The following is a 13,900-nucleotide window of genomic DNA, read 5'->3' as shown; positions in this document are numbered from 1 at the left end:
CTGGTACGGATATCAAAAGCTACCCCGGATTCCCGACGTGCCGGAGGCCCCCGTGGTCGGGGTTCCCGAAGGGGCCCTGGACCACCACCCCATGCCCGCCTACTCCGGACCCCACCCGCGGGTGATGGAGCGCCCGCCGGAGTATTTCCCTTTCCCCATTACCATCGGCGAGATAGGCCCTGTGGAAACCCTGTTCGCGGGTCCCTCCAGCTATCCTTTCCTCTGCGGTGAAAACAGTGTCACCGATCGCCAGCCGCTGGTGGACAACCAGCTAGGGGAGGGGGTTCCTGTGTTCGCCCTCGACGAGAAGGGCGAGAGGACCGACGAGATCATCGGCTACAGCCGCGATTGCAGCCATCCCACGGAAGTCGCCTACTACTACCGCAGCACCAAGGACGGCGACTTCCACCCGCTGGAGGAGGCCGACGGCGACATCGATCAGGTTACGGTCAACGGCCGGCTCACGGACTTCGTGGTGCGCCTGGAGACGGGCACCATCAACCGCTTCTTCTATGCCATCGCGGTGCTGAAAGGGGAGGGGGAGTCCGCCGGCAAACCCAGTCCCAGCAACTGGAACCGCCGCCTGATCTACCAGATGCGCGGCGGTGTGGGTGTCGGCCGCCGCCAGGGGGATATCGGCAAGAGCGACATAGTAACCCGCCGTGCGGACCATCTGGCGCGGGGTTACGCGATCGTCTACTCCACCGCCAACCAGACCAGCAACCATTACAACATCTGGCTGGCGGAGGACACCGCGCGCCGGCTCAAGAAGCAATTCACCGCCCTCTACGGCGAGCCCCTGTACACCGTCGGGCTTGGCGGCTCGGGCGGCGCCATACAGCAGTATCTGTTTGCGCAGAATGCGCCGGGACTGCTGGACGCGGCCATCCCTCTCTATTCCTATCCGGACATGGTCAGCCAGACCATCTACGTCTTCGATTGCGAGCCGCTGGAGTACTTCTTCGACGTGGTGGATGCGGACAATCCGCGCTGGCGCAACGCGGCGGAGCGCACGGTCATCCAGGGCCTGTCCGCCAGCAAGGACTTCAGCAGCCGCTTCCGCACCCTCAAGCTGGCCGCGGCCCTGTTCGACGGCCGCTACCGCGACGGCACCGAGGGAGCCACCGAGTGCACCCAGGGTTGGCGCGGGCTGGTGCCGCTGGTGAACAACCCCAACTTCGTGCACTTTATCAAGAGTTTCTCCGACGAGGTGGCAGGCAAGACCCACTGGACCCACTGGGAGGACCTGCGCCGGTTCTACGGCGCCGATGAAACCGGCTATGCCAACAGCGCCTGGGACAACGAGGGGGTGCAGTACGGCCTGCAGGCGCTGGTGAATGGCGATATCTCCGTAGACACCTTCCTGACCCTCAACGCCACCATCGGTGGCTGGAAGCCCCCCATCGACCAGGGCGATGAAAAACTCTGGTTCCTCAACGGAAGTGTCTTCCCGGTGGAGCTGTCCGTCTGGAGCGAGCAGAACATGAACCTGGGCAACCTCGACAAGCCGGCCAGGCGCAGTCGCGCCAGCCGGGAGGCGATCGAGGCTATCTACCGTTCGGGCCACGTGTTCCTCGGCGATGTGGAGATTCCGATCATCGACCTGCGCCACTACCTGGACGGTGATCTGGACATGCACCACAGCTCGGCCTCCTTCTCCGCCCGCGAGCGTATCCGCCGCGCCCGCGGCCACGCCGACAACCAGCTGATCTGGGTCAGCCACAAGAACTACACGCCGCTGGACGAAGCCCTGGATACCGTGGACCGCTGGATGCAGAACATCATCGACAACCCGCAGGCCGGGGTGGCCGCCAATCGCCCGGTGGATGCCAGCGATCAGTGTTTCGATCGCGAGGGGAACGTGATGATGGCGGGGGAGGGGGTCTGGAACGGCGACTGGAACAGCCAGCCCATCGGCGAGTGCATGCAGGAATACCCCATTTACAGCACCCCGCGCCAAGTGGCTGGCGGGCCGATCAGCGGTGACATATTCAAATGCGCCCTGCAGCCGGTTGAAAGGGCGCTGGCCAAGGGTGTCTACGGTGCTCATACGAAGGAAATCGCCGCGCGTATCGACGACATGCAGCGGATCTTCCCCACCGGTGTCTGCAACTACAACCAACCGGACCTGGCCCGCCCCAGTGAAGACCTGATTCCCGGTGAGACGCCGGTGAAAATCGCCGGCCAACTGATCGAACCGGACTACCGCCAGCCCATTGATCACCTGGCGAGGGACAGGCAGGAAGAGGTGGAAGCCCAGCCGCTGCCGGTTTCCCTGCCGCGGGGGCAGGAGGGCCGGTAACTGCAAATTATTGGCGCGTTTTTTGTTGACAGGTCAGTGCAATCCGGTATGATGCGCGTCGCTCGAGGGGCAAGGCCCCAGGCTAGAGAAAGCAGAGCAACGGGTGGTTAGCTCAGTTGGGAGAGCGGCGGCCTTACAAGCCGTAGGTCACAGGTTCGACCCCTGTACCACCCACCACTCCCCTTCAGGGAGTGCATCTACCGCGGACCGGTAGTTCAGTTGGTTAGAATGCCGGCCTGTCACGCCGGAGGTCGCGGGTTCGAGTCCCGTCCGGTCCGCCATATTCCGAAAAGGCCCTCACGAGAGTGAGGGCCTTTTTCATTCGGGCCATCCATGGCTCGGAACGCCGCACCGCTCACCCTACGGGCAGCCTCCGGCTGTGCACAACGGCAATCCCTGCCGTTTTTTCGTTTCTGGATCAACTCCTGCACTCCCAGACCCCTGCGGGAGCCTGCCCCGTAGGGTGCGCCGTGCGCACCAAACTCATTACCTGACTCCTCGTTTATTGCATTTTGCCCGATACAACTCTATATTTCGGACATGTGACCACTTTATGCTAGCGAGGGGGCGACAATGACCTCAATCCCCAATTACCAGCCCCAACCCAGCGGCGACGCGGTACTCCTTGAAGCCCTGCTGAACACCGCCGACCACCTGGGCCTGAAAAAGAAGGAACTCGGCGAAATCATCCACCTGGACGACCGCACCCTGAGGCGCCGAAGCGGCCTGGACCCGGACAGTGCCCCCGGCCAACTGGCCCTGCTGCTGGTGCGCGCCTACCGCGCCGCTTTCGTACTGATGGGCGACGCCGAGGGCGCCCGCTACTGGTTTGCCACACCCAACCGCGCCCTCAACGGCACACCCAAGGAGCTGGCCTGCCGCATTGACGGCCTGGTACGTATCGTCACCTACCTGGATGCCATGCGCGGAAAAGTTTGAGCGCAGTTCCGTAGGGTGTAATAAGCGCAGCGCACCACACCGACAGCCAGCCTGGGCGTCATGCGCAGCCAAGTAATAAGAAAGAGGCAGAGTTTGAGCGAAGCACTGACTCAACGGATCGAGTCCGGCAAACAGCGCCTACTGGGCCGACTGTACCGCATCGTCGAATCCCAGGAAGAAGTCGCCACCCGCAGCCTGGTCGACAACCTGCAGAAACAGCAGGTGCTGGAAGAACTGCTGGAAGAGAGCAAGCCGCAGCGGCTGCCCGGCAGCGAACAGCTACATTACCTGCTCGCCACCCCCTTCCGTTACCCGCCACTGCCCTGGGGCTCCCGCTTCGGCGGCACCGCGGAATCCGGCATTTTCTACGGCAGCAAGACAATCCTCACAGTGCTTGCCGAAGCCGCCTACTACCGGCTGCTGTTTTTCCACGATATGGACCCGGTGCCACCGAAGCCGGTGACCAGCTATCACAATATCTTTTCCGCCAAATACTGTGCCGACCCCGGCATCCGCCTGCAGGCCCCGTCCTGGGAGGGCGACTGGCCGGCGCTGACCCACCCGGCGGAATACCGCTACTGCCAGAACCTGGGGCGCGAACTGCGTGAAGCTGGCATCGTCGGAATCGAAGCACCTTCGGCGCGTGCCCTGCAGGCGGGCCTGGTAGAGCTGCCGCCGGGAAACTCCGAAGGGATCAATGTCGCCCTCTTTGAGCCTCGTACTTTGCTAAAGAGGCCGCCGACCCAGGAGGCGGATGTGACTGCAGAAAGCGGTTTTGGGGAAGTCGTCTTCCTGGTGAAAGCCGGAGATCGAACGGAAACCCGGATTTTCTCGCTGGAAGCCTTCCAAATCGACGGTCACTTGCCGCGACCGGCCTAAATCGTTCTTCGGTGATTCGCGCTAGCACTTGCAACAACTGCGGCGTACTATAGTGTGTACATGTGCACACAGCCGGAGATGTACCATGTCCGTAACCATGACAATCCGCCTCGATGAAGAACTCAAGCTGCGGCTCGAGCGATTGGCGGAGGCGACACACCGGTCAAAGTCATTTCTCGCCGCTGAGGCCCTACGAGACTTCATTGAGCTGAATGAATGGCAGGTTCAGGAGATCAAGGATGCCGTTAAAGAGGCTGAGAAGGGTGATTTCGCCAGTGACAAGGCGGTAAAAGAGCGCTTCAGGAAATGGGGTGTGGATGCAGATTAAGTGGCTGGTAAAAGCCCTGCAGAATCTCGACGACGAAGCCGAGTATATCGCCAGGGATGACCCCCAGGCCGCCAGCCAGGTTGTCCAGAGAATCTACGACGCGGTGAATCTATTGCCTGATAACCCTGCTCTCGGTCATCCCGGCCGCATCCACGGCACCAGGGAACTGGTGGTGCCCAATACCCGCTATATCATTCCTTATCGCGTAAGGGCACGTTTGAATCGTGTTGAAATTCTGCGCGTCTTCCACGCTTCCCGCCGCCTTCCAGAGCGTTGGTAGTACGGGAACGAGTAACCATCCTTTGTAGGAGCCTGCTTGCAGGCGAACCCATGGCCCGCCATGTAAGCGAAACCAGCATGCCCCTCCGCTATCTAGTCAGTTTGGATCTGGATGCCTTTATAGAAGCTGTCCGCGAAGTTCCATTCCAGCGCATCGAAAGCGACCTGTTCCCCAACATCGAAGTCTGGATCCGCCGTGATGACCTCCTGGACCCTCTCATTTCCGGCAATAAGGCCTACAAACTCCTGTACAACCTGATCGAAGCGAGAGAGCAGGGCGCCCACACCCTGATCACCTGCGGCGGCGCCTGGTCAAATCATATCCACGCCACCGCAGCCGCCGGCGCCCGCTTCGGCTTCAACACTATCGGCATAATCTGCGGAGAACGCCCACCCGAACTGAGCGCCACCCTGCAAGATGCCGAGCGCTTCGGCATGAAATTCAGATTCATCACGCGGGAAAAGTACCGCCAGCGCAATAACCCGGAGTTCCTGAGTCTCCTGGGGGTTGAAGAGCCGGGCATTCTCTATATACCGGAAGGCGGCGCCAACCTGGCCGGGGCCAGGGGCGTCCGGCTATTGGGAAAAACAATCGAGGCGACTGCCCCAATCAGATTTGATCAACTGTGGCTGGCCTGTGGCACCGGCCTCACCCTGGCCGGGCTGGCCTCATCGATCACAAGCTTTCCAATCTACGGCGTGGAGGTGCTAAAGGCAGGCGACTCAATCCGCCGGGATGCACAACACTGGCTAGAGGCACTATCTAGCCCCTCTCCCGCTTGCGGGGGAGGGGTTGGGGAGGGGGTAGCCATGGCCTGCCACGGAGCCAACCGCGGCAACATCCACTTGATCAACCAGTACCACTGCAACGGCTACGCCAAATACCCCCGATACCTGCAAGACTTCCAGCAAACCTTCGAGCATCAAACCAACATCCCCCTGGACCCGGTATACACCGCAAAACTGATGTACGGTTTACATCAGGAAGCCATCAGCGGCCGCATCCCCCCCGGCAGCAGGATACTGGCACTGCATTCCGGCGGACTTCAAGGAAGGCGTGGAAATCAGCGCACATGGTTGTGCAAAATATAATCAGTGCAGTCTTCACAATTCTCAACTGAACTCCGCGGTCCCGTTCGACTCACAAACCAAGCTCAGGCATAATCGCCTGTCACAATTTTGGGGAAGCTTTTCCCATCGGTGCACAAAAAACAACCAAGTGGGCCGGCAAGAAAAGCATCTAACGCTGGGCCCAGATTCGGGCACCATGGGGGAGCGGTGTCAGAATTTCAGAACATCGGCCTGATCGGCCGTACAGAAAGCGACAGTGCCGTCCTCTCGCTCAAACGCCTGATGGCGTTCCTGGAGCGGGAGGGCTTCGCCGTGGTTCTGGAACAGGAAACCGCCAGTGCCGCCCCCAACCACAACGCCCGCGTGGCACCAAAAGACAAGCTTGGCGAACTCTGTGACTTGGTGATCGTTGTAGGCGGCGACGGCAGCCTCCTCGCCGCCGCCCGCGCCCTGGCCAAATTCAGCGTGCCGCTCTTGGGTATCAACCGCGGTCGCCTCGGCTTCCTCACCGATATCACCCCGGACGAAATCGAACAGAAAGTGGGCGAAGTGCTGGCCGGCAAGTATATGGCCGAGAGTCGCTTCCTGGTGGATATGTCCGTTACGCGGGACGGCAAGCCGATCGGCAAGGGCTCTGCCCTGAATGACGTGGTCCTTCACCCTGGTGAATTTATCCGCATGATCGAGTTCGATCTCTATATAGACGGTCAGTTTGTATATACCCAGCGTTCGGACGGTCTGATCATATCTACCCCCACGGGTTCTACGGCATATGCATTATCTGGTGGTGGACCAATTATGCATCCCAAACTGGACGCCATAGTGTTGGTGCCGTTGAACCCACACACTCTCAGCAGTCGCCCGATCGTCGTGGAGGGCAGCAGCGAGTTCAAGATCATTGTGGGCGAGCACAATATTGCCAAGCCCCACGTGACTTGTGACGGACATGATCAGGTAATTACCGAACCGGGTGATGTGATTCGCATACACAAAAAGCCACATAGATTGACCCTGATTCACCCTTTAGACCACAACTTTTACGAAACATGCCGTTCAAAATTGAACTGGCAGGTAAGCAGCTAAGGTAGCGTTATGAAAAAGGTCCTTATTGTCTTCGGCACACGCCCGGAAGCGATAAAGATGGCACCGCTTGTAAAGGCGTTTGCCAAAAATGAAGAGGCTGAGTGCAAAGTTTGCGTAACCGCTCAGCACCGTTCAATGCTGGATCAGGTTTTGGAACTTTTTGATATCACCCCTGATTGGGATCTCGATATTATGCAGCCAGGTCAGGATCTTACAGACATTACCAGTCGAATATTGTTGGGGATGAGGCCTGTTTTGAAAGAGTGGCGTCCCGATATCGTGCTTGTACACGGTGACACGACAACCACACTAGCCGTTTCTTTAGCGAGCTACTACGAAAAAATTCCAGTTGGCCATGTTGAGGCAGGATTGCGTACGGGCGATATTTACTCGCCTTGGCCGGAAGAAATGAATCGGAAAATCACCGGCTCTATTGCTGCGTATCATTTCGCGCCAACTTCAAGAGCGCAACATAATTTGCTCAGTGAAGGCGTTTACAGCTCCACGGTACAAGTAACGGGCAATACCGTTATCGACGCGCTACATGAAGTCCTCTCTATTATTAGGCAGAACCCTCAGCTCGAGCAGCAGATTCTGAGTCAGCTCTCCTTTCTAAAAGAAAACCGGAGAATTGTCCTGGTAACAGGGCATCGCCGAGAAAACTTTGGCGAAGGGTTTGAAAACATTTGCACGGCAATAAGAAAGATCGCCATTTCTCATCCTGATGTGCTGATTGTGTATCCGGTTCACCTGAATCCGAATGTTCGAGAACCTGTCAACAGAATTCTGAGCGATGTTGAAAATGTGCTCCTGATTGAACCGCTCGAATACCTCCCTTTTGTATATATGATGAGTCGTTCGTATTTGATATTGACCGACTCTGGGGGTATTCAAGAGGAGGCCCCGTCCCTTGGTAAGCCAGTACTGGTAATGAGGGATACGACGGAGCGACCTGAAGCTGTAGATGCAGGAACCGTTAAGCTTGTGGGTACAAATAGTAATTTCATTCTGAATGAAGTGGTGAAGCTCTTAACTGACGAAGCACACTATAAATCCATGTCTGAAGCCCACAATCCTTATGGGGATGGCAAGGCGTGCGAGCGAATAGTTTCGCAAATAGTCCAGCAGGAAGAAATTGCTGCAGTAGAAGATGCAACGGCATAAAAGGAGGTAAAGTGATTACTAACAAGAACTTTCAATCGCTGACGGTAATGGGGCTTGGGTACATTGGTTTGCCAACTGCCGCAGCATTTGCATCTCGGAAGCTCAAAGTTTGTGGTGTCGATGTCAATGAAAACGCAGTAAACACGATTAATCGCGGTGAAATCCATATAGTCGAGCCCGAGCTGGACATAGTTGTACATTCGACAGTAACGGAAGGCTACTTAAAAGCTTCGTTGACACCAGAAAGTGCTGATGCTTTTATCATAGCCGTACCCACACCATTTAAAGGGGATAAAGAGCCTGATCTTTCCTATATCGAATCTGCGATAGCCGCAATTGCACCTGTCATCAAAAAGGGGGACTTGATAATTCTAGAATCGACATCGCCCGTTGGTGCCACAGAGCATATGGCGCAAGGCTTGGCTGACTTTCGGCCGGACCTAAATGTGCCAACAATCAATCGATCGGAAGGAGAGTTCGACATATATATTGCCCATTGTCCAGAGCGAGTACTACCTGGACATGTGATGCGAGAGTTGGTGGAAAACGATCGAATTATTGGTGGCCTGACGAAACAATGTGCCGCCAAGGCCAAAGATCTCTACCAGGTTTTTGTGGAAGGCAATTGTTTATTAACCGATGCCCGTACTGCCGAGATGGCAAAGTTGACTGAAAATGCTTTCAGGGATGTCAATATCGCGTTTGCAAATGAACTTTCGATAATCTCAAAAGAATTAGATATTGACGTTTGGGAATTGATTGAATTAGCTAATAAACACCCCCGGGTCAACATCCTGCAGCCGGGTTGTGGAGTCGGTGGTCACTGCATTGCCGTGGATCCCTGGTTTATCGTAAGCCAATCTCCAGAGAACGCCCGCCTTATCCGTACGGCTCGCGAAGTAAACGACAGCAAGCCTGAATACGTTGTAGAGCAAATCAAGAAAAAGTTAAATGGTGCACAGGTGGTGGCATGCCTCGGGTTGGCGTTTAAGCCGGATATTGATGATTTGCGCGAAAGCCCAGCAGTAGAGATTGTCCGAATGCTATCGAACGACAAATCCATACAAGTGCTTGCAGTAGAGCCAAATATCAGTGATTTGCCAGCAGCTCTTCGCGATATAGAAAATATACGACTGGCTTCACTTGACGGCGTCATAAAGGACAAAGTATTACTTGCTGGACTGGTGAGGCACAAAGAGTTTGTGCAAGTGCTAAATGAAGTCGATTTCCCTGGAGAAAAGCTAATCGATTTTGTAAATATCAAAAAGCAATAGATGCTTTTCGATTGTATTTGATGTTGGTCCTAACTGTTAGAGAAGATGCATGAACGTGGTGGTTGCGAAAAATATAAAATCTAATTTGAAGTATCTAAACCCCTACAAGATTGCTAATTATCTATACAGGGAGATCAAGACATATAGATGGAAAGCTGCAGCCAAGCTGCATAGGTCATTGAATAGAGGCATAGTTTCCAATGTCGGATCAATTGTCAATGGTTGTGTTCTTTGGCCATCTTCCAAGAAAAGGATATACTTTGGTAATGTGCACAAGGGCACTTACTGCTTTGAAATTCGGCACGCAGATCAGAAACTGGCCGGCAGCCGAAAGGCCCTGGTGGCTCGCTTTCAAATGTTCAATGGCACTCCTTCCCGGGAAGTTGCCGGCCGCCAGGGTATGATGATTGGCGATGATGATTCACTATTCTCATACTTTGGCGGGGGAAAGCCTCGCGACTATGGGGTGGCTCAAAACGCAGTCATTAATGTCGAGAAAGATCAAAGGTGGCTTAAAGTTACACTGAGTTCAGCGCTAGATCGTGTGATCAACCTGGACCAGTTGTGCTTCCGGAGGCTCGAAGAGGATAATTCTTGGGTTGAGGCGGCGACGGCTAAATGGGCCGAAAATTTAGCGGACGCAACGGATATCAAGTATCTTCTGTATGCGGATATTAATCTAAATATTGTAGATGGCTCTTCGGTCTGGCTTTCCTCCATGGCTTCCATATTGTGTGGGTATGGACGCTGCGTTCTGGTTTCCAAAACGGATATTTATTCCGATGTTGTGGTATCTAACATTCAAAATCGGGAAAACCTTCTGATAATCAGTCCCGACGACTTGAATTCACCACGTGAATCCTTTGCTCCGGCTGACGCCTGTCGAGTCTTGCGGTCAATAGATGGAATTCTTCCTGGCATTTCTCACGTTATTGTTCGCGGTGTGGAGGCTGCCGAGCAGCTGCTTGCAACGCGCCAGTTCAGGGAACGTGCTCTAGTTTACCTAACAGACTTCTATGTGATTAATGAGGATGGCCTGGAGGTTCCTGTGGAGCGAGCTCACTCGGCATCGATATGTACAAATCAAGCGGCGAAACTCATAGTTCAGACCCCCGCTATTGAACAGAAGCTGCGCCAAGTCACGGGGTTGGACTTCGAGGCTTTTGAGCTCCCCCCCCCAATTCCGGATGAACTTCCTCAACCAAGGTCTGCGGAGGCCGGCAAGAATGGACCGTTGTTGATCGGATACTCGGGGAAGATAACACCAGACTGGGGAGTGGAAGAGCTTCTGGACTGGATCGCTGAGATTAAAGAAAGAGGCGTGGACGTCGAAGTTCACATAGTCGCGAACAAGATTTCAGAAGGCAGTGGTGCGAAACGCCAGGAAGGCTTTCGAAATACTATCCTGGAAAAGATGCAGCGGGTCAAGGCTAAACACTACCAGGATTTCAATCGTCAACAGTCTATGCAGTTGATGTCTGAGATGGATTATGTCTGGTGCTGGCGGCCCGCGAGGTTGGAGAACAATACGCTTGAACTCTCCACCAAACTGGTTGAAATGATCGCATCCGGCGCAAAATGTATCTGTTATCCGAGCGAGGTTAATGTTTCGGTACTTGGTACGGACTATCCTTTTTTTGCCGACGATTTGGACAGTTTTGGGGAGATCCTTGCTTCGCGGAACTCATTGCCAGACAGTGTTGCTAATGCACTGCGTCAAAGGCACAGTCTCGCAACTGCCCGTCGGCGTTTTTTCGATGAAATCATTGACCGCAAAGAGCTTGCCGATGTAAAGCGTATCTGCGTTGCGTGCCACGACTTCAAGTTTATCGATCCATATGTCTCCTACTTGAAATCAGTAGGGCACGAAGTTGTTCGAGATACCTGGGCATGGGGAGATTCTGTCAATGTCGAAAGGTCGAAGGCCTGTCAGGATTGGGCGCATATCGTATTGTGCGAATGGGGGCTCGCGAATGCAGTTTGGCATTCAAATAACCTGGCGCCGGGCAAGCGGCTCTTCATACGGGCTCACGCTCAAGAGGTCAATCCACGCGCAAGCAAATTTGGTCGTCAAATAAATATCGAAAATGTAGAGAAAGTCATTTTTGTATCGCGCCGGGTTCGTGATCGTGCGCTTGAACTGTTCGGTTGGCCGGAGGAAAAGACAGTAATAATCCCCAATTATCTGTTAGAGAGCGAGTATAAACTGGCTTTCCGCAAGCAGACAGAAACTATCCGCTTGGGCATGGTGGGAATTATTCCGCAAAGCAAACGGCTCGACCGCGCGATCGATACACTTCTCGAGCTGCGGCAAAGAGGCAAGGAAGCGGAACTGTATATCAAGGGGCCGCGTCCTGAAACATTGGAGTTTATGCACGGCCCCAGCCGCAGGGCTGAACTCGATTATTACCGGGAAATCTACGCCAGAATTGATGGCGAGTCTTTATTGGCGGGACGGGTGCACTTTGATCCCTGGGGGAATGATGTCGCCTTGTGGTATCGCAAGGTTGATCACATCATTTCCTGTAGCGACCATGAGTCCTTTCACTATGCGCTCGCGGACGGTGTGCTGACGGGCTGTCAGCCGCTGTTGTGGCCTTGGGAGGAGGCCGTGTCAGTTTATTCCTGCGATTGGATTGTGAATGATCCCAAACAGGCCGCCGATCGAATTGAGGCGTTTCGAAATCTTTCTGAAGATGAGCGCTGGGCGCAGATCGAGGCGAATCGAAATCTGCTCGTCGGAAAGTATGGCCATGAATTTATCTACAGACGACTGAACGAAGTCATGAATATTGAGGGGCGTGCATGACGGTAAGTGTGCCATTGGCCGGTAAGGAGTTTTTGTGTGATTTTCCCCCATCTGCGACGGCAAGGAAGGAGCTTCGCAGCCTCCGAGAGTCAAAATGCGTCTTGGTTCCGCCTGTTTATGGGATAACACTGCTGGATTTTTCCATTAAATTCGATTGGTCAAGCCATGCGGATTTGTCTCCGACCTTTCACTGGTGGTTGAATTCGTTTTTTTGTTTAAGACCGCTATTGATTGAGATGGGTCGAGAGGAAAGGGATATTGAATTGGCTGCTTCAATTATACGTGGTTGGGCTTCTGACAATGACCCAAGTGCTCCCAGCTCTAAAATGGCGTGGGACGGTCATGCGACGGCGATAAGGGCCGAGCACTTGGCGGCACTGTATGTGCTCGGCTGTCATGAGCAGTGGCTGATCGATACCATCGGCCTACACGCAGAGATGCTGCTTGACGAAAACTTTCATCAGGGCAAATGGAATCACGGTCTGGATCAGGACATTGGGTTGCTTGCCCTGGGTTGTGCGCTGGATCGCGACGATTGGAAGCGCGTGGCATGCGCACGCGCACTGGAGAATCTTGAGGCGTCCATCGATGTACAGGGAGTGACCCACGAGCAAGCAGTGGGCTATCAGTACTATGTGTATCTGCGGTTTAACGACTTGAAAACGCGTTTGGAGGCCAGTGGTCTTACGGTAGACGAAAGCAAATTCTCGCGATTGCCGCTAATGTTGGATTTTGCCGCTCACGGTGTCGCTCCGGACGGCAATTGGGCGCAGCTCGGTGACACATTGTTGCGGAACGCGCACAATGATGCGACAGATCTCGCCCGTTTTGCCTCAGAATCAGCCCTGGAATACGCTGCGACCAATGGGGTTCGGGGGAAAAGACCTGACAGGCGCATCGCGATATTTGACAGTGGCTATGTTTTTGGTCGCAGCGGTTGGGGTGAAGAGTGCCCTTTTGAGCAGGAGAGCTACTATACGCTTCGATTCGGTCCGGGGCGCATTATCCATGGGCATAACGATCACACTTCGCTAACCTACCACTACAAAGGCAAGCGGATACTGATTGACGGTGGCTTTCATGGCTATGCCGATAAAAAGATGCGCAAACACCTGCAGACCCCGGAGGCTCACAATACAGTCGTTTCCCTCGACAACGCCAATTTTCTATGGAACGCCGAGACGGAATTGACTCACTCGCAAGTTCGTGAAGGTTGGCAGTCTTACCAGTTAAGAGATGTGCCTTACTATAAAACAACCAGGCAGCGTGGAATCCTCTTTTGCCAGGATCCAGAGTTCATCATTGTTGTGGACAGGTTAGTCTCCGAACAGAGCAGAGCCTTCCAGCAGCTCTGGCACTTCGATCGTGGCCTGGAGCTCCGCTCCCTGACTGGCAATCGCGCCGCATTGGAGCTGGGAGATGTCACGGCTGAGTTTTTCCAGCTCTGGCCCTATGATGAGATTTCTTACTTTCGGGGCTGCGAGCAGCCGTTGCGTGGATGGGCAGGCTACGGCCACGATGAAATAGCACCAGTACCGACACTCGCGACAGTGCGTTCCGGAAAATTCGTCACTTTCTTAACAGTGTTTGGATTTGCTGAGAATGGCGAGGGAATATCTGCCTTCCAGAGTGCAATTAAGAGAGGCAGATTGATAACAGTATCTGTCGGAAATAGATCTCGGAGTGTCCTCTTGTCGGAAGATGGAACCATGCAAATTAAGGGTTAGACATCAAAGTTTTCCAGTATGTTTTATTGTGAAAAGCATGATGAA

11 protein-coding genes and 2 tRNA genes are annotated in these 13,900 nt (G+C 54.5%); all 13 read left to right on the top strand.

Going from position 1 to position 13,900, the window contains the following annotated elements:
* Positions 1 to 52 precede the first annotated feature (52 nt).
* The 13 genes from AC6R19_RS13720 (at position 53) to AC6R19_RS13660 (ending at position 13,855) form a co-directional block, all read left to right on the top strand.
* A complete protein-coding gene (locus AC6R19_RS13720) occupies positions 53 to 2,302 on the top strand; it encodes a DUF6351 family protein (RefSeq protein WP_500580402.1) in 2,250 nt (749 codons plus the stop codon).
* A 101-nt stretch (positions 2,303 to 2,403) separates the two neighbouring features.
* Positions 2,404 to 2,479 (top strand) — tRNA-Val (locus AC6R19_RS13715).
* A gap of 27 nt (positions 2,480 to 2,506) precedes the next feature.
* Positions 2,507 to 2,583: transfer RNA gene (locus AC6R19_RS13710), tRNA-Asp, on the top strand.
* A gap of 292 nt (positions 2,584 to 2,875) precedes the next feature.
* Positions 2,876 to 3,241, top strand: a complete 366-nt coding sequence (locus AC6R19_RS13705) for an antitoxin Xre/MbcA/ParS toxin-binding domain-containing protein (protein WP_500580401.1) — start codon at positions 2,876 to 2,878, stop codon at positions 3,239 to 3,241.
* 93 nt (positions 3,242 to 3,334) lie between these two features.
* The gene (locus tag AC6R19_RS13700; protein ID WP_500580400.1) at positions 3,335 to 4,120 is read left to right on the top strand and encodes an RES family NAD+ phosphorylase; all 786 of its coding nucleotides are present in this window, start codon (positions 3,335 to 3,337) and stop codon (positions 4,118 to 4,120) included.
* 85 nt (positions 4,121 to 4,205) lie between these two features.
* Positions 4,206 to 4,448 (top strand): CopG family ribbon-helix-helix protein, encoded by a 243-nt coding sequence (locus tag AC6R19_RS13695; protein ID WP_500580399.1) that lies wholly within the window; start codon positions 4,206 to 4,208, stop codon positions 4,446 to 4,448.
* Entirely contained in the window at positions 4,438 to 4,728 is a 291-nt protein-coding gene (locus AC6R19_RS13690; protein ID WP_500580398.1) for a type II toxin-antitoxin system RelE/ParE family toxin, read from the top strand. Before AC6R19_RS13695 ends, AC6R19_RS13690 begins: the two co-directional genes overlap by 11 nt.
* Positions 4,729 to 4,778: 50 nt before the next feature.
* Positions 4,779 to 5,819, top strand: coding sequence for a 1-aminocyclopropane-1-carboxylate deaminase/D-cysteine desulfhydrase (locus AC6R19_RS13685; protein ID WP_500580397.1), 1,041 nt, complete (start codon positions 4,779 to 4,781; stop codon positions 5,817 to 5,819).
* Positions 5,820 to 6,005: 186 nt separating this feature from the next.
* On the top strand, positions 6,006 to 6,881 hold the full coding sequence (locus AC6R19_RS13680; protein ID WP_500580396.1) for an NAD(+) kinase: 876 nt from the start codon (positions 6,006 to 6,008) through the stop codon (positions 6,879 to 6,881).
* 9 nt (positions 6,882 to 6,890) lie between these two features.
* Complete coding sequence (gene wecB, locus AC6R19_RS13675; RefSeq protein WP_500580395.1) at positions 6,891 to 8,045, top strand: non-hydrolyzing UDP-N-acetylglucosamine 2-epimerase; 1,155 nt, start codon at positions 6,891 to 6,893, stop codon at positions 8,043 to 8,045.
* Between the two features lie 11 nt (positions 8,046 to 8,056).
* Positions 8,057 to 9,319 (top strand): UDP-N-acetyl-D-mannosamine dehydrogenase, encoded by a 1,263-nt coding sequence (gene wecC, locus AC6R19_RS13670; RefSeq protein ID WP_500580394.1) that lies wholly within the window; start codon positions 8,057 to 8,059, stop codon positions 9,317 to 9,319.
* Positions 9,320 to 9,368: 49 nt separating this feature from the next.
* Positions 9,369 to 12,128 (top strand): glycosyltransferase family protein, encoded by a 2,760-nt coding sequence (locus AC6R19_RS13665; protein ID WP_500580393.1) that lies wholly within the window; start codon positions 9,369 to 9,371, stop codon positions 12,126 to 12,128.
* Positions 12,125 to 13,855 (top strand): heparinase II/III domain-containing protein, encoded by a 1,731-nt coding sequence (locus AC6R19_RS13660; protein WP_500580392.1) that lies wholly within the window; start codon positions 12,125 to 12,127, stop codon positions 13,853 to 13,855. Before AC6R19_RS13665 ends, AC6R19_RS13660 begins: the two co-directional genes overlap by 4 nt.
* The last annotated feature ends 45 nt before the right edge of the window (positions 13,856 to 13,900 follow it).

Source organism: Microbulbifer sp. SE14 (genome assembly GCF_059834885.1).
The sequence above is the reverse complement of the archived record's forward strand: the minus strand, read 5'-3'. Positions and strand labels throughout refer to the sequence as shown.

Bases quoted from the DNA above. Each gene is read 5' to 3' on its own strand.
- AC6R19_RS13705 (WP_500580401.1), top strand. From the start codon at position 2,876: ATGACCTCAATCCCCAATTACCAGCCCCAACCCAGCGGCGACGCGGTA.
- AC6R19_RS13695 (WP_500580399.1), top strand. From the start codon at position 4,206: ATGTCCGTAACCATGACAATCCGCCTCGATGAAGAACTCAAGCTGCGG.
- AC6R19_RS13690 (WP_500580398.1), top strand. From the start codon at position 4,438: ATGCAGATTAAGTGGCTGGTAAAAGCCCTGCAGAATCTCGACGACGAA.
- AC6R19_RS13685 (WP_500580397.1), top strand. From the start codon at position 4,779: ATGGCCCGCCATGTAAGCGAAACCAGCATGCCCCTCCGCTATCTAGTC.
- wecB (WP_500580395.1), top strand. From the start codon at position 6,891: ATGAAAAAGGTCCTTATTGTCTTCGGCACACGCCCGGAAGCGATAAAG.
- AC6R19_RS13665 (WP_500580393.1), top strand. From the start codon at position 9,369: ATGAACGTGGTGGTTGCGAAAAATATAAAATCTAATTTGAAGTATCTA.
- AC6R19_RS13660 (WP_500580392.1), top strand. From the start codon at position 12,125: ATGACGGTAAGTGTGCCATTGGCCGGTAAGGAGTTTTTGTGTGATTTT.